The following is a 22297-nucleotide window of genomic DNA, read 5'->3' as shown; positions in this document are numbered from 1 at the left end:
CGCACTCGATCACCGTCCGGCCGCCCTCGGTTTCGGCGTGGCGGATCAGGTCGGGATAGCACGAGGCGAACATCAGCTCGTCGCCCACCCCCTGCTCGCGCCATACCAGCAGGCGCTTGCCCGGCAGGCCCTCGCCCCGCCATTCCGGCACGCGCGGGCGGCGGCGTTTCAGCATCTGCGGCCCCTGGAAACGCCAGGCGTATTCGGGCCAGCCGGCGTCCAGGTCGCCTTTGGCCAGCCGCAGCAGGCCCCGGTTCCAGTGGGCCAGCGGATAGTCGGGGTCGAGCGCCAGGGTGCGCTCGAAACAGGTTTCCGCCTCCTCGTTGCGGCCGATGGCCTGGAGCGAGATGCCGAGGTTGTTGTGGGCGTCGGCGAGCCCGGGACGCAAGGCCAGCGCCTCGCGGTGCCGGGCGATGGCGGCGGCGGACTGCCCGCGTTTTTCCAGCACCGCGCCCAGGTTGGTCATGGCCTCGGCGTAGTCGGGCCGCAACTCCAGCGCGCGGCGGTGGCAGGTTTCGGCCTCCTCCAGCCGGCCGTGGTCCTTGAGGATGTTGCCCAGGTTGGTGTGGGCCTCGGCGTAGTCGGGCTTCAAGGCGATGGCGCCGAGGCCGTGGCGCTCGGCCGCGTCCAGGTGTCCCAGCGCCTGAAGGACCAGCGCGATGTTGTTGTGGGCCTGGGGGAAGTCGGGGTCGAGCGCCAGCGCCCGGCCGATGGCCTCCAGCGCGTCGGCGGGTCGGCCCCGCTGATAGGCCGTCACCCCCAGGAGGTGCAAGGCGTCGGCGTGTTCGGGGGCAAGGTCGAGGACGGCCCGGTAGGTGTCTTCGGCCGCCGCCAGCCGGCCCGCCCGATGGTGGGCGATGGCCTCGCTCAGCACCGCTTCCGCTTTGCCCTGGGTCATGTCACGTCGTCGTCTGTTCTGCCGGCCGGGTTTCCATCCTGAACACCATAGCGCCGTCCCATCAAGCCACAAGCTTTTGACAGGCTTCGATTTTGACCCCCAGGCGGGCCTTATGCTAATCAAAGTCCATGAGCCGCAAAGACCGGCGCGTCGGCGCCAAGCTTCCGAAGCCGTCCTCACGCATCGGTGCGGCCCCCGCCGCCACCGCCACCCCCACCCCCGCCGCCCCCGCCGAAGCCCTGTTCGCCGAGGCCGTGCGGCTTCACGGCGCCGGGCGGGCGGCGGAGGCCGAAGCGCTTTACCGCCGTCTTCTCGCCGTGGCGCCCGACCACGTCAACGCCCTCAACAACCTCGGCATTGCGTTGCGCCAATTGGGGCGCCTGGAGGAGGCCATCGCCGTCTACCGGCGGGTGATCGGCCTCAAGCCCGACTTCGCCGACCCGCACTACAACACCGGCGTCGCCTTGCAGAAGCTGGGGCGGATGGAGGCGGCGGCCCAGGCCTATGCCCGCGCCGCCGAGCTGCGGCCCGGCTACGCCCAGGCCCTGTCCAACCTGGGCATCGTCCTGGCGGCGCTGGGGCGGATCGAGAGGGCCGTGGAGTTCTACCGCGAGGCGATCCGGGCCAAGCCCGACCACTGGGAGGCCTACATCAACATGGGCGGCGCGCTCGACCGCCTGGGCCGGCTGGCGGAGGCCGAGGCGGCGTTGCGGCAGGCGCTGGCGCTCAATCCCCGCTCGCCGGAGCTTCTGGGCAACCTCGGCAACGTCTTGAAGTCGCGCGGCCAGCTCGCCGAGGCGGAGGCCGCCTGCCGTCAGGCCCTGGAGTTCGATCCCGATTGCCGGCCGGTCCACTGCAACCTGCTGTTCGCGCTGAACTATCGCGCCGATCTCACGCCCCAAGCCGTCTTCGCCGCGCACCGCGCCTGGGCGGAGCGGCACGAGAAGCCGGTACTGGCGCGCCACCCCCAGCCGGTCCACCCGCCCCCCCGCGACCCGGAACGGCGCCTGAAAATCGGCTTCGTGTCGCCGGACCTGCGCGCCCACTCGGTCGCCCATTTCCTCGAACCGCTGCTGGCGGCGCTCGATCCCAGGGCGGTCGAGGTCTTCTGCTACGCCGAGGTGACCGAGCCCGACGCGGTGACGGCCCGGCTCCAGGAATTGTCGCGCGGCTGGCGCTCGACGCTCGGCCTGTCCGACGCCGCCGTCGCCGACCGGGTCCGGGCCGACGGCATCGACATCCTGGTCGATCTGGCGGGGCACACCGCCAACAACCGGCTGCCGGCCTTCGCCCACCGGCCGGCGCCGGTGCAGGTGACGTGGCTGGGCTATCCCAACACCACCGGCATGACCACCATCGGCTACCGCATCACCGACGCCATCGCCGACCCGGTCAGCGTCGCCGACGCGCTGCACACGGAAATGCTGGTCCGGTTGCCGCACGGCTTCCTGTGCTATGCCGCCCCCGACAACGCCGGGCCGGTGGCGACATCGCCGATGGCCGCCAACGGCTTCGTCACCTTCGGCTCGTTCAACAACCTCTCCAAGGTCACGCCCGAGGTGGTGCGGGTGTGGTCGCGGGTGCTCCGGCGGGTGCCCGACTCCCGTCTGATCGTCAAGAGCACGCCCCTGGCCGACGAGGCGACGCGCCAACGCTACCGCGAGCTGTTCGCCGGCCACGGCATCGATCCGGCGCGCGTCGACCTGATGGGCCGCATCTCCACCCAGGGCGGCCATCTTGCCGCCTACGGCCGGATCGACGTGGCGCTGGACACCTTTCCCTACAACGGCACCACCACCACCTGCGAGGCGCTGTGGATGGGCGTGCCGGTGGTGACGTGGGCGGGCGACCGCCACGCCGCCCGCGTCAGCGCCAGCATCCTGGCGCGCATCGGCCTGCCCGGGCTGGCGGCCTGCGACGAGGACGGCTACGTCGATCTGGCCGCCGCCCTGGCCGCCAACCCCGCGAAGCTGGCCGAGCTGCGGGGGACATTGCGCGAGCGGATGCGGGCCTCGCCGTTGTGCGACGCGCCGCGTTTCGCCCGCATCATGGAAGCGGCGTTCCGGGGATTGTGGCGGCGCTGGTGCGCCGGTCAGGCATGACCAGCGCCGACGCCCTCCTCGACCGCGCGCTGAGCCTGCATCATGCCGGCCGGCTGGACGAGGCGGCGGCGCTTTACCGGCAGGCGCTGGGAGTGGAGCCGGGGCTGGCGGGATACCTTCTCGGCCGCGCGCTTGAGGATCTGGGCCGGCTGGAGGAGGCGCGCCGAGCCTATCGGCAATCGCTGGCGGCGGCCCCCGGCAACGCCGACGCGCTCAACGACCTCGGCGCCCTGCTGCACCGGATGGGGCGGCCGGAGGGGGCGGAAAAGCGCCTGCGCGAGGCGTTGGCCGTCGCCCCCGACCGGGCGGACGTCCGGCACAACCTCGCGGTCGTGCTGACCGATCGCGGCGCCCATGACCAGGCCCTGGAGCACGCCCGCCGCGCCGTGGCGCTCGCCCCCGATTTCGCCGACGCCCACCACACCCTGGGCAACATTCTCCTGGCGCTGGATCGGCCGGAGGCGGCGGAAGCCGCCCTGCGGCGGGCGCTGGAGCTGGCCCCCGGCGCCGCTTCCGTCCTCGCCAGCCTGGGCGCGGTGCTGGAGCGCCTGGGTCGGGCCGACTCGGCGCTGGCCTGCCTGGAGCGGGCGGCCGAGGCTTCCGACAGTGCCGAGGCGTGGAGCAACCTCGGCAAGGTCTGGCAGGGGCAGGGCCGGGCGGACCGGGCCCTGGCCGCCTTCGACCGGGCGCTGGCGGCATCGCCCGAGCTGGCGCTGGCACGGCTCAATCGCGGACTTCTGCATCTGGAGCGCGGCGACCTGGCCCGGGGCTGGGCCGATTACGCCGCCCGTTTCGCCGCCCAGCGCGACCACCGGGGGCGCCGCTTCGCCGCGCCGGAATGGCGCGGCGAGGAACTGTCGGGCAAGCGCATCCTGGTATGGCGCGAGCAGGGGGTGGGCGACGAGCTGATGTTCGCCTCGTGCTATCCCGACCTGATCCGCCACGCCGAAACCGAGGGCGGCCGGACGGTGATCGAGTGCGACCGGCGTCTGGTGCCGCTGTTCGCCCGCTCGTTCCCCGCGGCCGAGGTGCGCGCCGAGAGCGGAGCGCCGGGGGACATGGATTTTCATGTCCCGGCGGGCTCGTTGCCCGCGCTGCTGCGCCCCTCGCCGGCCGCTTTCGGTGCCGGCGGCTGGCTGGTGCCCGACTCGGCGCGGGTGGCGGCGTGGCGCGGGCGGTTGGCGGAAGGAGGGCCGGAGCCCACGGTGGGGATCGCGTGGCGCTCGCGCCTCACCACCGGGGAGCGGGGCGGCGCCTACGCCCGGCTCGACGCCTGGGGGCCGCTGCTGTCGGTTCCGGGGGTGCGGTTCGTCAATCTCCAGTACGACCGTTGCGACGCGGTGCTGGAGGCGGCCGAGCGGCGGTTCGGCATCGCCATCGCCCGCTGGCCGGACCTCGACCTGATGAACGATCTGGAAAACGCCGCCGCCCTGACCGCCGCTCTCGATCTGGTGATCTCGGCGCCGACGGCGGTGGCGGAAATGGCCGGCGCCCTGGGCGTGCCGACCTGGCGCCTGATGCCGGGCGACGATTGGACCCGCCTCGGCACCGCCGCCCGGCCGTGGTATCCGGCGCAACGCCCGTTCCAGCCACGGCCCGGCGAAGGGCTGGCGAGCGTGCTGGAGCGGCTGGGCGCCGCCCTTTCGGGAGTTTTGCCATGAACCGCCAGCAGCGCCGCGCCCGCGACAAGGCCGCCCGGCCGCCCGTCTGCCCACCGGCGCCCCCCGAGGGAGACGCCGTGTTCGCCCAGGCGTTGCAGCTTCATCAGGCGGGACGGCTGACGGAAGCGGAGGGGCTGTACCGCCGCGTCCTCGACGCCGCCCCGGACCATGCCGGGGCCTTGCACTACCTGGGCGTGGTCGCCTTCCAGGCGGGGCACCTGGAGCCCGCCGTGGCCCTCATCGGCCGGTCGCTGGCGGTGGCGCCCGACCAGCCGGACGCGCTCGGCAACCTGGGCACGGCGCTGCACGGCCTGGGCCGGCTGGAGGAGGCGGAGGCCGCGCTCGCCCGCGCCGTCGAGATTCAGCCGGCCTACGCCCAGGGCTGGTACAACCTGGGCGCCGTGCGCCGCGCCGCCGGCCGGCTGGAACCGGCGGCGGCGGCGTTCCGCCGGGCCGTCGACCTGAGGCCCGACCACGCCGACGCGCTGAACAACCTGGGCGGCGTGTTGCAGGTGATGGAGCGGCCGGAGGAGGCCGAACCGTATCTGGAGCAAGCCCTGGCGCTGCGCCCCGGCGACGCCGACACCCTGTCCAATCTGGCGGCGGTGCGCGAGGCGCTGGGGCGGCCGGACGAGGCGATCGATACCTACCGGCAACTGCTGGCGGCGCGGCCCGACGCGGCGGAGATCCACTACAACCTCGCCAACGCGCTGCGCGCCGTGGGGGCGCGCGCCGGCGCCGAGGCCGGTTTCCGCCGCGCCGTGGAACTGGCCCCCGACCACGCCGGGGCCCGCTGGAACCTGGGCCTGCTGCGGCTGGAGCGCGCCGGCCCCGACGCGGAGGCGTGGGAGCAATACGGCTGGCGTCTCAAATCCCCCGACATCCAGGCCAGCCGCCGGATGGCGCTGCCGGAATGGCAAGGCGAGGATTTGGCCGGCAAGCGCGCCCTGGTGTGGCGCGAACAGGGACTGGGCGACGAGCTGATGTTCGCCAGCCTCTATCCCGACCTGATCCGGCGCGCCGGTCATGTGGTGATCGAGTGCGACCGGCGACTGGTGCCGCTGTTCGCCCGCTCGTTCCCCGGAGCTGCGGTGCGGGCGGAAACCGGCGACCCCGCCCCCATGGACCTGGGCACCGATTGCCACATTCCGGCGGGTTCGCTGCCGCGCTGGCTGCGTCCCGGGCTCGCCGCCTTTCCGGACGCCCCCGGTTTTCTCGTCCCCGATGCGTCCCGCGCCGACCGTTGGCGGCGGGAGCTGGCGGCGCTGGGCGCCGGCCCCAAGGTCGGGCTGGCATGGCGCAGCGGTCTGACCACCCGCCGCCGCGCCCCGGCCTACACCCGTCTGGACCAGTGGGCGCCGGTGCTGACCGTGCCGGGGCTGGTGCTGGTGCCGCTCCAGTACGACCGCTGCGCCTTGGCGCTCACCGACGCCGAGGCGCGGTTCGGCGTGACCCTGCACCGCTGGCCTGGGCTCGATCTCAAGGATGATCTGGAGGAGACGGCGGCCTTGATCGCCGCGCTGGATCTGGTGATCTCGGCGCCGACGGCGGTGGCCGAGCTGGCCGGGGCGCTGGGCGTGCCGACCTGGCGGCTGGCCCCGGGCGGCGACTGGTCGGCCTTGGGCACCGCCGCGCGCCCGTGGTTCCCGGCGCAACGCCCGTTCCAGCCCCGGCCGGGCGAGGGGATGGCCGGCGTCCTGGCGCGCCTCGGCGCCGAGCTGGCGTCCCTTGGCGATGGCGCGCCGCTCTTGCCCTGAAAAAGCCCCCGCCCAGCCCCCATTCCGGATGAAATGGGGCGGGGAGGAGGCCAGCGAACGTCAAGCGACTTCCTGGATCGACTTCAGGAAATTGTCCACCTCGTTGTCAAGCGCGTTGGATTGCTTCGACAGGTCGGTGGCCGCGTGGAGCACTTGCTTGGCCGCGTCACCGGCACGCACGGCGGAATGGGACAGCTCCGTGATGTTGGAGGTGACTTCCTCGGTGCTGTGACTGGCCTCGACCACGTTGCGGCTGATTTCACGGGTGGCGGCCGTCTGCTCCTCGACCGCGGCGGCGATGGCCGAGGAGATTTCGCTCAGCCGTTCGATGGTATGGGTGATGGAGCTGATGGCGGTGACGGCATCCCGCGTCGCGCTTTGAATATCGCTGATCTGTTGCCCGATCTCGTCCGTCGCGTGGGCCGTCTGGGTGGCCAGCTGCTTGACCTCCTGGGCCACCACGGCGAAGCCCTTGCCCGCCTCGCCGGCGCGCGCCGCCTCGATGGTGGCGTTGAGCGCCAACAGGTTGGTCTGGCTGGCGATCGAGTTGATCAACTCCACCACCTGGCCGATGCGCAGGACGGAGTCGGACAGTCCTCTGACGGCCTGGTTGGTGCGCAGAGCCTCGTCCACCGCTTCGTTCGAGATGCCGGCGGATTCCGTAACCTGCCGGCCGATTTCGCCGATGGCGCCGGCAAGCTGCTCGGCCGCGGCGGCAACGGTTTGGACGCTGGTGGTGGCCAATGCCGCCGCCGCCGACACGGCGCTGCTGCGCACGCTGGCGTCGGTGGCCGTCGAGGTCATGATCCGGGCGGACTCCTCCAGCTCGGAGGACGCCGCGGCAATGGTTCCGGCAACCGACTTCACCGACTTCTCAAAGCTGGAGGCCAGTTCCTCTTGATGCGTGACATCTTCCCAGTTGAGCATAAGACCGACATAGTTGCCCGAACTGTCGTAGATGCCGTGGATGTGGTTATCAATTACCACTCCACTCATGTTGAACTTTCCGCGGTACGGCAATTTGCTGGGATCGGCCAGGACCTTTTCGAAGATATCCCGATTGCGATGGAAATCGATGAAGCGTCGACCGATCACATCGGCCGCGCTGCACGGCAGGGCGTGTTCCATCTTGCGCAGCAGGCCTTGGGCCGCTTGGTTGATGTAGGTGATCGTGAAGTCATGGGGGTCGCACAGCATCACCTTGGCGGGCTGGACATCGACCATCTGCTTCAGCCGGAAAGCCTCGTCAACCCCGCCGCGCAGAATTTCAAGGGCATGCGCCATATCCGCCAGTTCGTCCGACCCCAACAGCGGGATCGGTTCGCGGGTGTCGCCGTCCGAAATGCGCCGCATGGCGACGACCAGCCGCTCCAGGCGGCCCAGCAGGCTGCGCCCGACGTAAAGCCAGGCGATGGCCGCCGCGATCACCAGGCTTGCCAGGGTGACGGCGTAGAGCAGGGCGGTTGAGCGGCTGACCTCGCTGTCGGCCTTGTCGACGGAGAGCTTGGCCTGGCTTTCCGAGGCCAGCACAAGCTGGGCCACCTCCGTTCCCAAGGTATCGGTAAGGGCGCGGGCGTTGGCCAGCAGTTCCTGTTCATGGCTGCGGGAGCGGGCCTCGGCCAGAGCCAGGGCGAAAATGCCCGAATCGCCCGTCCCAAAGCCCAACAGCGTCTTGACGGACTTTTGTACCTTCGCGCCGTCCTCCAGGTGATCGATAAAGCCGACCTGACGGGTGATCCAGTCGCTTGTCTTGGTGTAACGCTGACGCTGCGCCTCGATCTGCGGCACCGTGTCGAGAGAGGCGGCTTCCAGAAGCTGGCCGCTCAACAGATTGCCCTGGGCGATCAGGTCGAGCATGGCTTGCATCGCGAACATCTCCTCGTCGGCGATGCGGGCCAACTCCTTGTCGATCTGTTGGAAATCCCGGCTGCTCGTGGCCTCCTGCAGGGCCGAATTCATGGCGATGCCGATCTGGTCCGCGATCGGTGTCAGCGTATCGACGTAGCTGCGATGGGACTTGATGAACTGCTCCTTCACCGTCTCCAGGCGGGCGCTGGTGGTGAGCCGCTGCTCCACCGAGACGTTCAGTTCATCGAGAAGGCCGCTCAGTTGATCCGCCTGCCGCTTGATGTCGGCCACCCGATCCCCTGCCACGCTCAAGCCGGCCATGGCGGCGGTAAGTTCGCCCAATTGCTGCTCTTCCTGGCGAAGCAGGGCAAAGCGCTCCAGGCGCTCCTTTTGGTCGGCGGCGGAAACCAGGGCCGGTGCCGTGCTGCTGAGGCGCGATGCCCGGTCGGCGAGCTTGAGCGCCGTGGTGATCGCCGGCAGGCTTTCGCCGGCAATGATGTCGATGACATCTTCGATCGCCTTGAAGGAGAGAGAGGCGACCAAAGTTGCCACGAGGGTCAGCGAGGCTGTCAGGCCAAACGCGGCGAACAGCTTGTGCTTGATGCCGAACCAACGCTGGTGCGTGGACTTTGAGACCTTCATAGATCCGTCCGTAGAGGCAGGCGATTTTGGCATAAAGTCAGAGCTGCTATCGGCGTTCATTTTCAGGCTCTTTTCCTACCAAGCGGTCGTTTGTCAAAGTTTCTTCCATATCCGATGAATTACTGACTTTTAGAAAGCTATCTTCCTCGCTATAATTAGAATGCTAGCGAATGAATAGCCGATAAAGAATACTCGGATATGCAAAGACCCTGTGTCGGCAGTCATAGATAGCTATCTTACCACTCTTTTGCCGGTTTTATCAATCAGCAATTTGGAACAAGCCATGTAAATGCAACCATTCTTGCTAACATACTCTGTTATTCATCGGTCATGTTGGTTGAAATCCTTATCCGATATCCGCGGCTCAAACGCGAAAAAGATAAGAGAGTTTTTGTAAGTCAATCACTTATTAATACGGATGACAAGCGGTCGCGTTGCCTCATTTGTAGAGAGCTGCCTTGATATGCGCCATTTAGTTGGCCTATCATATTATAAACATCAACGGATGCGAGCGTATAAGGAGGTTACCCATGCTCTTTAAGGTGGCAAAAAGGTCCGTTCTCGCCTTAACGGCGGCGGCGGCATTGGTCGTGGCGGGCGGAACGGCCACCGCGGCGGATTTTGCGGGCAAGACGGTCAACATGATCATCCCCTTCCGCGCCGGCGGCGGCACCGACGTGTGGGCCCGGTTCTTCGCCACGGAAGTTGTCAAGAACCTGCCGGGCAACCCCGAGCTCAGCATCAAGAACGTGCCGGGCGGCGGTTCCATCACCGGCACCAACCAGTTCGAAAAGCTGGCCCGTCCGGACGGCCTGACGACCATCGCCATTTCCGGTTCGACCCAGCTTGCCAAGCTGCTCGACGATCCGCGCGTGCAGTACGACTACGGCAAGTGGAAGGCGATCGTGGCGTCGCCCACGGGTGGCCTGGTCATGGTGCGCTCCGACGTCGGCGCCAAGACGGTGAAGGATCTTGCCGGCAAGCCGCTCAAGTTCGCCAGCCAGCCGGCCAACTCCCTTGATCTCGTCGCCCTGCTCGCCTTCGACCTTCTCAAGCTGGACGTCCAGCCCATGTTCGGCATCAAGGGCCGCAACGATGGGCGTGTCGCCCTGGAAAAGGGCGAAGCCTCCCTGGACTACCAAACCACCTCGGCGGTGCTGGAGCAGGCCACGAAGAGCCTTCTCGACAGTGGGACCGCCGTGCCGCTGTTCAGCTTCGGCATCCGCGGGCCGGGCGGCAAGATCCAGCGCGACCCGGCATTCCCGAACGTGCCGAGCATGGTCGAGGCTTACGAGATGATTCATGGCAAGCCGCCCTCGGGCCCGGATTGGGAAGCCTATATCGCGGTGTACGACCTTTCCTTCGGCATGCAGAAGATGATCTGCCTGCCGCCGGAAACGCCGGATGACATCGTCGCCGATTATGAAAAGGCCATGGCCACCACCCTCAGCAACCCGGAGTTCAAGGCCAAGGCGGCGGCCGAGCTGGGCGATTACCCGCAGCTTCAGGCCAAGGCGGCGACGGAGGCCCTGCAGCGTGGCGCGGCCATCTCCCAGGAAGCCAAGCGCTGGGTCCAGGGCTGGCTGAAGGACAAGTACGGCATCACGCCGGGAACCGAGGTCAACAACTGACCGCTCTGAGGAGGGCGTTCGGACGCCCTCCGTCCGGTCGGGTGAGAATACGGCAAGGCTGCCCGCGGGCAGCCTTGCTTTTTTTTGTTTCTTCGCGGGAGGGGGCGACGCCGGGCGAGGGTCAGTTCGCCAGCCGCAACTTGGCCGACAGCTCTTTCTTGCCCATCAGGATCCAGCGCCAGAAGAAGAACAGGGAGGGGACAAGGCCCAGGTAGATGCAGATGCGGATGACGTGATGAATGCCGACGACCGCGGGCTCCACCGACATCGTCAGGGCGACGACGCTCATTTCGGCCAGACCGCCGGGGGCCATGATGAGCAGCGAGGCCGCGACGGACAGGCCCGTGGCCTTGGCCATCACAAAAGCCATGCCGAAAGCCCAGGCCAGCATGAAAGCGCTGATGAAGATCGCCACGCCCATGATCTTGCGCAACTCGGTGCGCGTCGTTCCGGCGAATTTGCCGCCGATGCCGACCCCGATCACCACCTGCGCGGCGTTCACCAGCTCCATGGGGGGCATGGCCCTGGTGGACTCGGTCATGTGCAGGAGCGCCGACAGGATGATGGGGCCGAAAAGGCTGGGGTTGGGCAGCTTCCAGCCGATGGCGAAGGAGGGACCGACCAGGGCGCAGGCGGTCAGAAGGACAATGTCGTTGACGCTGAGGTGCTGGGCGATGCCGGTCGCGATCGGGGCGGCGGCGCCTTCCGGCTTGAGTATCAACCACGAGACGAGGAGGGGAATGACAAGGGCGATGGCAAACACCCGGGTCCCATGGCACAGCGCCACCTTGCGGACGTCGGCCCCGTATTCCGGAGCCAGAACCGCCACTTGGCTGAGGGCGCCCGGACAAGGCGCGAAGTAGGCGGTCGGCGGATCGTAACGGAACAGCTTGTAGCAGATGAAGACGAGGATCGCCCCCATGACGATCTGCGAAGAGATCATGATGCCGATCGACGGCAGCCAGCGCAGGGCATCGCCGAACAGTTCCGGCGTGAAGGTGCTGCCGAGCAGAACGCCGATCACCGCCAGCATGAAGTTGTTCAGCCGCCTTGGAATGGTCACCTTCATTCCGGGCAGCGAAAGGGCCATGGAGGCGCACATGGCGCCCAGCATCCATGCCAGGGGCAGGTCCATCACCTGGAACGCGTATCCGCCTCCCGCCCCGGCGGCCAACCCGAGAGCCGTTCGGGCGATCCGGCCGACATGGGAGATTTTCTTCTTTTCCGGGCTGCTGTGCGCCATCTCTGGTATCCCCCTTTCCACTCCTTGCCCGGCTTGCTGTCGCCAACCAGCCGGTTCGGATGCCGGCTTGCGTGCCGGTTTGCCCATCCCCATCGCGCGCCCGTTCCGGCATCGCGGCCGAAAACGGCCGCCGGGCAACGGTGGGGAGCCTCTCTCCTTCCACCCCATCGATCGGCATGTCGAGAAGAGGTGGTTCCGAAGACGACGCTCATCCCTGTTTCCAGGGGCCAAGACGAAGCTTGGGTAGAGCCGCCCGCCTTCTGCAATATGTGAGCAAAACGAATGATGGCCGACCGCGTGGCCGGTTTGCCGCCGCGACAATGGGTAGAAATATATTGAGTGCTTACTTTTATCACTAAGATATATAGAACAATAGAACGATAGAGGCGTGCAATATGAATTTTTGTTATTTTATGGCAAATCATTCCATGAAACGGAAATATTTTTACGGTATCGCCCGTGGCTTATTTGAACCGGATCTGCGTGAATACTATGATATGTGCGGCAATATTGCCGGTGCGCGCCGTCGGGTTCTTTTTTTTCCAAGAACAGCTTGATTTTGCACAAGTATCCCCTCGAAAGGGGATGCTTGTGCCGGACCCGACGTTCAAGAGCCTGTCGGGGAACAATCGGCCCCCTATCACGACGTTGCTTTGTGTCGTCAGGCGCGGGCTTGCCTCACGTTTCCACGCCGGGCCGCGGAGTGGTCGCGGGCGTGGATGGCCGGATCAAGTCCGGCCATGACGACGGTGTGATACGGGCGGCGTTTGAACACTTCCATGATTTGCCACCCGTATCCCTCTTCCGCACAGTGCTCCGCACTGTGCTGTCGGGTTTGAACCAAAGGCGGTTGATGGAAGCCGTCAACCGCCTTTGGTATGACGTGAAGACCCTGATAGCGTTGAGCATCCTCTCGGACAGGCTCTCAGGCGGCGGTTTCCGCCGCAAGCCGCGCGGCGGCCGGCAGGGAGGAGGAGGGCACCAGCACATGGCCGTCGAACAGGCGGCGCGCCGTTCGCAGCACGGCGGCCCGCCGGATCACCGTGGAAGGACCCGTTCCTTCCGTTTCCATTTCCACGTCCAGAAAGCCGCTGGGGTGTTCGATGCGCACGATCCGACGCGGGGAGTCGGAAATCCTGGCCAAGCGATGCACGATGCTGCCCTCGATGCCGGCCGCCGCGGCGATGCATACGGCGCCGGTAACCGCATGCGCGGCGTGGCAGGAGAACGGCATGAAATACCGCGAAGAGACACCCGAGCCGTGCTGGGGCGACGCGATCAGCGCCATCTTGGGGACCACCCTGTCCGTGGCGTCTCCCAGTCCCATGCGCAACGAGGCTTTCTGGCGCAACGCTTCGATGCGCGCCAGCAGTGCCGTGTCGGCATCCAGTTCCGCCTTGGATTCGTAGCCCGTCTTCCCCACGGCCTCCGCCGGAATCAGCAGCATGGGCATGGCCATGTCGACGCACGAAACCGGCACGCCGTCGATTTCCTCACAGGCCAGACCGGTCGGCAGCAGCATCTTCGTCTTGGAACCGACCGCGTCCCGGAAGTCGATTTTGATGGCGGAGCCCGGAAACGGCACGCCGTCGATGGTGGTTTCCCCCTCGTAGGTGACCTCGCCGTGGGGAGTCGGCACGTACACCTCGACCACCGAGTTGGTGTTGATGTTGAAGACCCGAACGAGCGTCTCGGCGCCGCGGGGCTTCACCAGACCGGCCTCGATCGCGAACGGCCCCACGGCGGCCAGGATGTTGCCGCAGTTCGGGGTGGTGTCGACGATCGGGCGGTCGAGGGAAACCTGGGCGAAAAGATAGTTGATGTCGGCGGCCGACGGGTCCGTCGGCCGACCGATGATGGCGACCTTGCTGGTCAGCGGGTCGCCTCCGCCCGCGCCATCGATCTGCCGGGCATCCGGCGACCCCATGGCCCTCAGCAAGACAGCGTTCCGTTCCGCTGAATCACTGGGCAGGTCATCGGCCAGAAAAACCAGGGCCTTTGATGTACCGCCTCGCATCATGGCACACGGAATCCGATGCAGCATCGCCACTCCCACCGCTTTTAGGGAAGAATGACATCCACCGAATACACCGATATGTCAGAGGATGGCATGTCATATCCCGTTATGAGGAATATTCCTATTAATAGTGCAGCGGTACAGGGGCGTGAGTCAACATGTCGGCAGCTCATAAGATAAATAGAAGTCTAATTTGCTCCAAGAGGTTGCGTTTGAGGGGGGTGGTTCCGGCCTAAGATTGAGCCCGGTTACGGATTGGCACCGGACTCGGCGCGCGGCCGCCAGACGATCAGCCGGTGCTCGACCACCGTGAGCATCTTGTCGAGCACCAGCACAAACCCCGCCAGCACGACGATGCCGGCGAAGACGCCGACGGCGTCGAAGGTGCCTTCGGCCTGGGAGATCAAGTGCCCGAGACCCGCCGACGACCCCAGGTATTCGCCGATGATGGCGCCGACCACGGCAAAGCCGACCGAGGTGCGCAGGGAGGAGAGAATCCACGTCGCGGCCGAGGGCAGGTACACATGCCGCAGCAGCTCGCCAGGGCCGGCGCCGAGGATGCGGGCGTTGTTCAGCAGAATCCGGCTGACCTCCCGCACCCCCTCCAGGGCGTTGAAGAAGGTGATGAAGAACACCAGCGTCACGGCCAGCGCGACCTTCGACCACAGGCCGAGGCCGAGCCACAGGATGAACAGGGGCGCCAGAACCACGCGGGGAATCGAGTTCAGCACCTTGATGAAGGGATCGAGAATGCGCGCGGCCCGGGCATGGAGGCCCAGCGCCACGCCCATGGCGACGCCCAGCAGCGTGCCGATGAGATAGCCCAGCACGGTTTCCAGGAGAGTGATGGAGACATCGCCGTAGAACTCCGGATCGACGGCCCATGTCACCACACGCCAGCCGATCTCGCTGGGCGGCGGGAAGAAGAAGGTATCGAGAAACCCGGTGGCCGTGCCGATCTCCCAGCCGCCGAAGATGGTGACGAGGATCGCCAGCTGGATCAGGCGGTCATGAACGCTGGGCATAGCTTTTCTCCACTTCCACACGCAGGCGGGACCAGATTTCGCGGTAAAGTTCGATGAAAAGCGGGTCCAGCTTGATCTCCGCCGGGTTGCGCGGGCGGGCCAGCGGCACCTCGAACGAGGCGACGAGCGAACTGGCGGGGCCCGCCGACAGCACGACGACACGGTCGGCCAGCGCGATGGCCTCTTCCAGGTCGTGGGTGATGAGAACGACCGACCGCCGGTGCTCCGTCCACAGCCGGAGCAGCTCGTTCTGCATCAGGTGGCGGGTATGGATGTCGAGAGCCGAGAACGGCTCGTCCATCAAAATGACTTCAGGGTTGTAGATGAGCGCCTGGGCCATCTGCACCCGCTTCTTCTGCCCGCCTGAAAGCTGGTGGGGATAGCGGTCCTCAAAGCCTTTGAGGCCGACCTTGACCAGCCAGCGCAGGGATTCGTCCCGCATCGCCGCCTTTTCGGCCTTGCGGAACAAAAGCCCCAGCTCCACGTTCTCCCGCGCGGTTTTCCAGGGCAGCAGGGCGTCCTGTTGGAACAGGTAGCCAACCCGCCGGTTGGGGCCGGTCACCGGCTCTCCGCCGACGGTGACCGTTCCCGCCGTCGGGGCCAACAGACCGGCGACGGCGTTGAGAAGGGTGCTCTTGCCGCATCCCGTCGGGCCGACGATCGCCAGGAACTCGCCTTCGGCCACCTCCAGGCTGGCATCCTTCACCGCCGTGAAGGAGCCGAAAGCCATGGTCACCCGGTTGATTCTGACCAGCGGTTCGGCGCGTTCCACCGACACGTCGCGGGATCGCACCAGTTCAAGGGACGCCACGGTTCAGTTCTCCACCTGGGTAAGGGCGTGATCGACGAAACGGTTCGTATAGGTTTTATCGAGGTCGATTGGAGTCTTCTCCACTTTTTCATTGAAAGCGCGCAGGACGTTGGCCGCGGTTTTCAAATCTTCAAGAACAAACCGGCCGTCTGATGAGAATAAAGTTTTGGAATTGATGATGGCCTTGATGTAGCTGTCCTTTTCACCGACAACGTAGTTGGACGGTATGCGTGCGAATATTTCCTCGGCGGAATGGGCCTGCATCCACTTCAAGGTCTTGACCGTCGCGGTCACCACCTTTTGCACGGTTTCCGGGTGCTTCCGGATGAATTCCGCCGTGGTATAGAGGGTGGAGGTCGGGTACACGCCGCCGTAGACCTCGCGGGCGCCCTCATCGGTGCGGGCGTCGATCACGATGCGGCCGGCGCCGCGGTCGACGATGAGGGTGGCCGCCGGATCGTAGTTGACGAGCAGATCGACCTTCTTCTGCTCCAGGGCGGCGACCGCCGAAGCCCCGGACCCGACCCCCACCAGGGCGGCGGTGTTGCCGGGCAAGCCGTGGCGGTCGAGGAAGTAGCGGACAAAGAAGTCGGACGAGGAGCCCGGGGCCGTTATGCCCACCTTGGCCCCCTTGATGGTTTCCGGTTTGGCCGGATCGAAGGCGCTGTCCTTGCCGGCCGCCATCACCAGACCCGAATTGCGGGCCAGAAGAGCGATGGCAACAACTTCCTTGCCTTGAGCCTGCATCTGAATGGTGTGGTCATAAAACCCCACCGCGATGTCGGTGGAGCCGGCCAGCAATGCCTGCAATACCTTCGAGCCGCCGGCGGCGAAATTTTCGGTCTTTACTTCAAGGTCCTGCTCTTTGAAGTGGCCGAGACTTTCCGTCAACGGGAATGGCAGGTTGTTCAGGTTGTACGAGCCGACGCTGATCGAGATCTTGTCCTTCGCGAACGCAGGCCCCGTCATCAGCAGGGCCAAGAGCGTGATCACCACCCGTTTCATCAGAAATTCCTTCCACTTTCTCGCTGGCTGATGGCTTTTGGCAAGCAGCCGCCGCCGCAGGTCAGTCCTGTTCACAACAGTCGGATAAATTCGACCAAAATTTCATGTAAAGTTCATCGGCCAGCACGGTCGAGGTCATGGTTTGCCTTCGCTCAATCAGTCGCCACCGCCGTGGGACCGGCCAAGGTAAATCGGTTGGCTGCCTAATCATTCTGTTTCGTGTGTTTCCTCGGCATACTCTCATCAACGGAAGAAAAACTGAACAGGAAATATCCCCGTCCGCGACTGCATATTATAATATGCTGCCTGCAGATTTTATGATTTGAATGTTAATCAATCTATGGCATAGAATTTGACCAGATATCCTGGCCATTCCCATTTTCGCGGCCTGTCTGCACGAGGGGCCGTCTGTGGCGGCACCATCGCTGAGAGGGGCGCCCGAAAGCCGCGTATGGGAGGGGCTCCCCCGAAGGACCGGATGCCTGACAGGCCCCGGAGAGGAGCGGTAAGCGCCATGAACCTGACTGATGCCTTGACTCTGCCTGGCGCGGGTGCTCCGGAAAGCTCCGCCCCGCCGGCGGCCTGGACGGTGCTGGTCGTCGACGATGGCAGTGCCATCGAGGATACCCTGCGCCTGCTGGCCGGGATCCACTACAAGAACACCCCGCTCACCCTTCTGTCGGCCGACACCGTCGACCGGGCCAAGGAGCTGCTGGGCAAACATCCGGACATCGCCGTCGTCCTGCTGGAGCCGGTTTTGGGCGGCGCGAATCAGGGTCTGGAACTGGTGCCGTTCATCCGGAACGCCCTGGGCAATCACCGCATCCGCATCATGGTTCACACCGGCCATCCGGAGATGGCTCCCGAGCGCGATGTGGTCGACAACCACGAGGTCGACGGCTACCTGACGAAGGCCGAGGCGACCGCCGACCGTCTGAGGACCACGCTGGTGACGGCGTTGCGCGCCTTGGGGCGGGTCCGCGCCGAAGGGTCGCTGCGCTACGGTCTTGCCAAGCTGATCGTCGCCACCGGCGAGCTGGCCAAGATCAAGAGGCCGCAGCACTTCCACCAGGACCTCCTGGACCGCCTGACCTTCATGCTGGGCATGGGCAAGGACGGGCTCTTGTGCGTCCATGGCGACGGCAGTTCGCCGGACGACGGCGCCATTCGCGTCATGGCGGCCTCCGGCCGCTTCGCCCCGTGGAAGGGCGGCGACGTCGCCGCCGTGCCCGAAGAGTCGGTGTCGGCGACCGTGCGCCACGTCCTCGCCAGCGGCGAGACGGTGCGTACGCCGCAATGCGTCTCCTTCGCGATCAAGGCGCGCGGCGTCACCGGGCTGGCCTATGTCGCCGGCGAATGCGCCTTGCGGGATTATAACTGGCAGTGGGTCGAAGTCTTCCGCATGAAGGCCGAAAGCGCCTTCGAAAACACCCTCCTGATCTCGGAACTGGGGGCGGTGCAGGAGGCCACGGTTCTGACCCTGGCCCGCCTGTCGGAACACAAGGACGAGCTGAACGCCGGACAGTTGCGGCGCCTTGAATTGCTGACGACGGAAATCGCCCGCATTCTTCACGAGCGCAACGCCTGCCCTGACGAAATCAGTGAGGATCTGGTGGACCGCATCGGTCTGGCCAGCCTGCTCCACGACATCGGCATGCTTTTTGTTCCCGAGCACATCCAAACCCGGGAAGGCGAGCTGGATGACGAGGACTACGAGCTGATCCAGCAACATGCGGACGCCGGCTACCGGCTTTTGAAAGAGGCGGCCAATTCGCTGCGCGGCCCCTCGTTCCTGGCGACCGCCGCCGAGATCGCCTTGCACCACCACGAACGCTTCGACGGTTCCGGCTATCCCAGCAACCTGAAGGGCTCGGATATTCCCCTAAGCGCCCGCATCGTCGCCGTCGCCGACGTGTTCGACGCTCTTGTGTCGGATCGCCACCACCGGCGGGCCTGGCCGGCGGCCGATGCCATCCGCTGGACGGTCGATCGGGCGGGAACCCAGTTCGACCCGGTGGTCATCGATGCCTTCAAGGCCGCCATCGAGCGGTTGACCGCGACGACCCCCGACTGGCTGATGGGCGCGGCGCCCGCGCCGAAACCCAAAGCCAAGCGCGGTCTGCTCGGCATGCTGCTGGGAGGCCGCGCCTGACGGAGCGGCGGGGTGCCGGCCGCCGGGCATTCCCTGCCCGGCCGCCGCATCGGGCGATGTGATCAGGCGATGTAGTTGATCAGCGACAGCCGGGCGGCGCGGCCGGCGACGGTGTAGCTGGCCTCCATGGTGCTCATGGTCTGCTTCAACTGCATGGCCACCGTGTTGTAGTCGATGCCTTCGATCTGCGCCGTGCGCTCCACCAGATCGTTTGACACGCCCTCGTGGGTCTTGCGCGAGGCTTCCAGGCTGGTCATGTCGACCGCCGCCTTCGCGTTCATCGAGCGCAGCGCCATCTTGGCGTCGGTCAGGAGCTCCTTGGCCTTGGCCATGTGGTCGGTGTACTGGCCCGGGTTGTCCACGGCGGCGCGGGCGTAGCGGAAGGCGCGGATCAGCGTCTGGAAGGTCGGCTCGGTCGCGGTGATCCCATAGGTGACGGTGATGCCCTGGTCCAGGGTGATCGCCGCCTTCTCCCAGGCTTCCGGCCGCGGGCGGTTGGGGTAGAGGGGGTTGAATTCGGCGTCGTAGTCGGGCAGCAGCGGCTCTTCCACCGTCACGTCCGACACCGGCGCCACCGTTCCCGGCGGCAGCGTCGCCACGGTCATGGTGTTGCGGATGTTGCCGTTCAGCCCGTCGTTGACGGCCAGCTCGAACGGCTTGCCGTCCTTGCGCCCCACCACTTCCAGCCGCAGGTCGCCCGGCACGCCGGTCACCTGGGCGGCGAACGGCAGCTCGGGGATCGTCTTGTTGATCTGTTCGGCCAGCCGGGTGGTGACCATGTCCATCCGGCTCATGCCGGGCAGGTCGTGGACGTTCGCCTCGTTGACCTGATAGGCGACCTCGTACACGGCATGGTCGAACAGGCCCGGCCGGCTGTAGGTGACCTTGACGCCGAAGCGGTCGCCGATGTCGACGGTCGGGCCGTTGAACTTCATCGTGCTGATCTGCGGCTGGGTCGAGGTCGCTTCTTGCGTGGTGAAGAGGTGCGAGACGCTGTTGTAGGTTTCGGGCCGCTCGACCACATCGGCGCTGGCGGTGAAATTCTCGCCCGGGGCGTTGGCGATCAGCGTGATGGTGTTGCTCTTGCCCACCACCGAGGCGGTGACGTTCATCGCCGGAATGGCGGCGTTGATCTGGGCCGACAACTGCTTGGCGATGAAGCTCATGTTCGGCTCGGGCGCCGCCCCGTCCACCCCTTGGGTGGTGTAGCTGAAGCGGCGGCCGTTGAGCTCCACCGAGTAGGTTTCGCCGGCCTCGCCGACCGCGCCGTTGAGCGTGACGACGCTGATCTGGCGGGTGGGGGCCGGATTGCCCACCGGCTCGGTGGCCGACCGCGCGCCCGCGAACAGGTAGCGGTCGCCGATGCGCTCGTTCAGGAGCTGGCGGATTTCCTGGAAGGTGCCTTCCACCTTCTGGCGGGTGCTGTCGATCTCGGGGAACGTCACGTCGAAGCTGCTGGACGAGCCCGAAACCAGCCGGTCGAAGGTCAGGTTCAGCGTCGTGCCGTCGCCCGGACCGCCGCCCATCTTGAAGTTGAAGCGGTAACCGTCGCCCGGCGGCACCGGCGGCAGTTCCACCGAGCGCACCGACGTCCCGCCCAGCCCGTCGGTGACGGTGATGTCCATGGTGTTGGGGCGGCCCTCGGTCGACGGCACGGCGGTCACCGTGTACTTGCCCGCCTGCTTGAAGGTCGAGCCGTCGGTGTTGACCGTGACCTTCATCTTGCTGGAGTTGACGTCGGTTACGGTCGACACCTTGGCCGGGCCGGGGCCGCGCGGGAACACGGTGTTGCCGGTCAGCTCCGCCGCGATGTCGGACAGGCGCGTCAGCACCTTGTCGTAGCCCTTCAGGCGCGGCGTGACCATGTCGATGTTGCGGACGTAGCTTTCGCGCTGCACCAGTTCGGTGCGCAGGTCCAGGACCTCCTTGGTCTGGGAGCCGTACGCCTGAAGATCGATCGACTTCTTCTGGGTGGCGATCTGGGTCTGGTACAGGTCCAGCTTTTCCTGGTTGCGCGTCATGTTGCGCACGAGGCTCAGGTGGCTGGCATAGCTGCTGACTTGCGTTACCTGGCTCATCACACGGCGCGCTCCAGCGCTTCAAACATGGCGTTGATGGTCTGAACGACGCGCGCCGTGGCGGCGTAGGAGGTTTGCAGCACCTGAAGGTGCGCGACCTCCTCGTCGATGTTCACGCCGGTTTCGTTGTGATGGCGCGTTTCGATCAGGGCTTTGGTTTCCGAGGAAACCGAGGCGGTTTCCGACACGCTGCGACCGGCCGACATCCAGACGCCGACGATGCCGTTGGCCAGGGTGGCGTAGCTGCCTTCCGACACCGCCAGCCCGTCCGTCTTGAACTGGCGGCCGGTGTCCAGGATGGCGTCGGCGGCGGCCTTGATGCCGTCCTTCTTGATCTTGGCGGTGCCGGTGACCAGTTCATGCGCGACCGAGAGGGAGAAGCGGTCGCCGCCGGAGAAGAACTGGTACTGAAGCTCGCCGTCCTTGGTCGCCGCCTGGTCGTAGGCCTGGGCGAAGCTTGTCGGCTGGCCGTCCTTGGCCGGGGCGGTGTAGGCCTGGGCCAGGGTGTCGAGCTGGCCCCTCAGCTTGCGGATGATCTCGGCCGTCGGCCGACCCGACGCGGGTTGCGGCGGGTTGAGCTTGGAACCGTCGTAGCGCATCTCCAGGAGCGCCGAGATCTTGCCGTCGCGGATCTGGTTGTTGACGGGAAGCTCGGGGGCGTTGGGGACGGTGATGTTCTGGCCGTCGTAGCGCAGTTGCGTCGCCGTCACGTCGACCAGGGTCAGGCCCGAGGTGGTGAAGACGGAGATGCGGCCGTCCGACCGTTCCATGGTGCGCACGCCGACCATCTCGTTGATCTGCTTGACCAGCGCGTCGCGCTTGTCGAGCAGATCCTCGGTCGGCTCGCCGCGGGTGTTCACGTAGGCGATGTCGGCGTTGATCTTTTCGAGTTCCGTGGTCAGCCGGTTCAACTCGTCGATCGAGTTGGCGGTGTTCTCGCGGATGTCGTTGTCGAGGCTCTCCACCTCGCCGGCCACCCGTTTGATCTCGGTGGCCAGCCGGTCGCCCAGCTGGATCACCTCGCGCTGGGCGGTGTCGTTCTCGGGCGTGGTCTCCAACTGGCGCCACGCGTCGGCGAACTTCTGCGCCAGCTCCGAGATCTGCGGCGAGCCCTGGGAGGCGCCCAGCAGGTCGCTCACCTTCTTCATATAGACGTTGCGGGTGCTGTCGCCGCCGTCGCGGGCGGTGGACTCCTCCAGCTTGATGCGCAGGGCCGTGTCGGTCTGACGGCTGAACGAGGCGAGGATCGAGCTGCCCGTGGAGTCCGTCGTGCGGCGCATGGTGTGCCGCGTGCGGTCCGGATCGTCCGCCTGGGCGACGTTGTCCGAGACCAGCTTGACGTGGGTCTGAATCATTCTCAGACCCGCGGTGGCGCTGTTGAGGGCTCCGAACAACGACATGGCCTTCTGCCTTTCGCTTCTTCAGGG

General features: G+C 66.3%; 14 protein-coding genes. 5 read left to right on the top strand and 9 right to left on the bottom strand.

Annotation, left to right across the window (positions count from 1 at the left end):
- The coding region (locus VED21_RS13860) for a tetratricopeptide repeat protein (RefSeq protein ID WP_324882959.1) at positions 1-898 on the bottom strand (898 nt) is incomplete at its 3' end.
- 128 nt (positions 899-1026) lie between these two features.
- Here VED21_RS13860 and VED21_RS13855 point away from each other — a divergent pair.
- Genes VED21_RS13855 through VED21_RS13845 form a run of 3 tightly spaced genes read left to right on the top strand, consistent with a single transcriptional unit; the run spans position 1027 to position 6418 of the window.
- Positions 1027-3000 carry a tetratricopeptide repeat protein gene (locus VED21_RS13855; RefSeq protein WP_324882958.1) on the top strand — a complete coding sequence of 658 codons (1974 nt, stop codon included), beginning with the start codon at positions 1027-1029 and terminating at the stop codon, positions 2998-3000.
- The gene (locus VED21_RS13850; protein WP_324882957.1) at positions 2997-4661 is read left to right on the top strand and encodes a tetratricopeptide repeat protein; all 1665 of its coding nucleotides are present in this window, start codon (positions 2997-2999) and stop codon (positions 4659-4661) included. Before VED21_RS13855 ends, VED21_RS13850 begins: the two co-directional genes overlap by 4 nt.
- On the top strand, positions 4658-6418 hold the full coding sequence (locus VED21_RS13845) for a tetratricopeptide repeat protein (protein ID WP_324882956.1): 1761 nt from the start codon (positions 4658-4660) through the stop codon (positions 6416-6418). Before VED21_RS13850 ends, VED21_RS13845 begins: the two co-directional genes overlap by 4 nt.
- Before the next feature lie 60 nt (positions 6419-6478).
- Here the strand turns inward: VED21_RS13845 and VED21_RS13840 are convergent, their stop codons facing one another.
- Positions 6479-8908, bottom strand: coding sequence for a methyl-accepting chemotaxis protein (locus VED21_RS13840; RefSeq protein ID WP_324882955.1), 2430 nt, complete (start codon positions 8906-8908; stop codon positions 6479-6481).
- 476 nt (positions 8909-9384) lie between these two features.
- Here VED21_RS13840 and VED21_RS13835 point away from each other — a divergent pair, with 476 nt between their 5' ends.
- Positions 9385-10539 carry a tricarboxylate transporter gene (locus VED21_RS13835; protein WP_324882954.1) on the top strand — a complete coding sequence of 385 codons (1155 nt, stop codon included), beginning with the start codon at positions 9385-9387 and terminating at the stop codon, positions 10537-10539.
- A gap of 121 nt (positions 10540-10660) precedes the next feature.
- Here the strand turns inward: VED21_RS13835 and VED21_RS13830 are convergent, their stop codons facing one another.
- From VED21_RS13830 to VED21_RS13810, 5 genes are all read right to left on the bottom strand, one after another.
- Positions 10661-11782 (bottom strand): AbrB family transcriptional regulator, encoded by a 1122-nt coding sequence (locus VED21_RS13830; protein ID WP_324882953.1) that lies wholly within the window; start codon positions 11780-11782, stop codon positions 10661-10663.
- A 925-nt stretch (positions 11783-12707) separates the two neighbouring features.
- A complete protein-coding gene (locus VED21_RS13825; protein WP_324882952.1) occupies positions 12708-13826 on the bottom strand; it encodes a 4-oxalomesaconate tautomerase in 1119 nt (372 codons plus the stop codon).
- A 221-nt stretch (positions 13827-14047) separates the two neighbouring features.
- The gene (locus tag VED21_RS13820) at positions 14048-14824 is read right to left on the bottom strand and encodes an ABC transporter permease (RefSeq protein ID WP_324882951.1); all 777 of its coding nucleotides are present in this window, start codon (positions 14822-14824) and stop codon (positions 14048-14050) included.
- Entirely contained in the window at positions 14808-15635 is an 828-nt protein-coding gene (locus VED21_RS13815) for an ABC transporter ATP-binding protein (RefSeq protein WP_324882950.1), read from the bottom strand. The genes VED21_RS13820 and VED21_RS13815 overlap by 17 nt, the downstream gene beginning before the upstream one ends.
- A gap of 3 nt (positions 15636-15638) precedes the next feature.
- The gene (locus VED21_RS13810; RefSeq protein ID WP_324882949.1) at positions 15639-16640 is read right to left on the bottom strand and encodes an ABC transporter substrate-binding protein; all 1002 of its coding nucleotides are present in this window, start codon (positions 16638-16640) and stop codon (positions 15639-15641) included.
- A 514-nt stretch (positions 16641-17154) separates the two neighbouring features.
- Between VED21_RS13810 and VED21_RS13805 the strand changes: the two genes are divergently transcribed.
- A complete protein-coding gene (locus VED21_RS13805) occupies positions 17155-18792 on the top strand; it encodes an HD domain-containing phosphohydrolase (protein ID WP_324882948.1) in 1638 nt (545 codons plus the stop codon).
- A 62-nt stretch (positions 18793-18854) separates the two neighbouring features.
- On the opposite strand, the gene VED21_RS13800 is transcribed toward VED21_RS13805, so the two are convergent.
- Together VED21_RS13800 and flgK are read right to left on the bottom strand one after the other, a co-directional pair.
- A complete protein-coding gene (locus tag VED21_RS13800) occupies positions 18855-20870 on the bottom strand; it encodes a hypothetical protein (RefSeq protein WP_324882947.1) in 2016 nt (671 codons plus the stop codon).
- The gene (flgK, locus tag VED21_RS13795) at positions 20870-22270 is read right to left on the bottom strand and encodes a flagellar hook-associated protein FlgK (RefSeq protein ID WP_324882946.1); all 1401 of its coding nucleotides are present in this window, start codon (positions 22268-22270) and stop codon (positions 20870-20872) included. Before flgK ends, VED21_RS13800 begins: the two co-directional genes overlap by 1 nt.
- Between the last annotated feature and the right edge of the window lie 27 nt (positions 22271-22297).

The organism is Azospirillum sp. (assembly GCF_035627195.1).
In the GTDB taxonomy this organism is placed as follows: domain Bacteria; phylum Pseudomonadota; class Alphaproteobacteria; order Azospirillales; family Azospirillaceae; genus Azospirillum.
This window is presented reverse-complemented; position numbering and strand designations above follow the sequence as displayed.